1 protein-coding gene is annotated in these 570 nt (G+C 62.5%); it reads left to right on the forward strand.

Annotated elements, in window-relative coordinates:
* Nucleotides 1-570: ferredoxin-like domain-containing protein (locus PKE99_RS39390; RefSeq protein WP_498371928.1), on the forward strand; the 570-nt coding region annotated here is incomplete at both ends.

Raw genomic sequence — 570 nt, forward strand, 5'->3', positions numbered from 1 at the left:
TGCCGCCGAGCTGCGCGCCATTGCCGATGCTGCTGACAAATATGACGTGCCCATGGTCAAGGTCACAGGCGGACAGCGGATCGACCTGCTGGGTGTGCGGAAAGAGGATCTGCCCGCGATCTGGGCCGATCTGAATGCCGCCGGTCTGGTTTCCGGTCATGCCTATTCCAAGGGCCTGCGCACGGTGAAAACCTGCGTGGGGTCGGAATTCTGCCGCTTCGGCACGCAGGATTCGACGGGGCTGGGCATCAGGCTGGAACAACGGCTCTGGGGTTCATGGACGCCTCACAAGGTCAAGCTTGCGGTGTCGGGCTGCCCGCGCAACTGCGCCGAAGCGACCTGCAAGGATGTGGGGATCATCTGCGTTGACAGCGGCTATCAGATCGGTGTTGGCGGCGCGGGGGGCATGGATCTGAAGGAAACCGAGCGTCTTGCCGCCGTCGCCACCGAGGACGAGGCCATTGCCCTCACCATCGCCTTCATCCAGCTTTACCGCGAGAATGCCCGCTATCTGGTCCAACCATGTAGATGGCTGAAGAAGGTCGGGCTGGACTGGGTAAAGGGTCGGGT

Source organism: Pseudonocardia halophobica (genome assembly GCF_027922425.1).
Taxonomy (GTDB): Bacteria; Actinomycetota; Actinomycetes; order Mycobacteriales; family Pseudonocardiaceae; genus Pseudonocardia; species Pseudonocardia halophobica.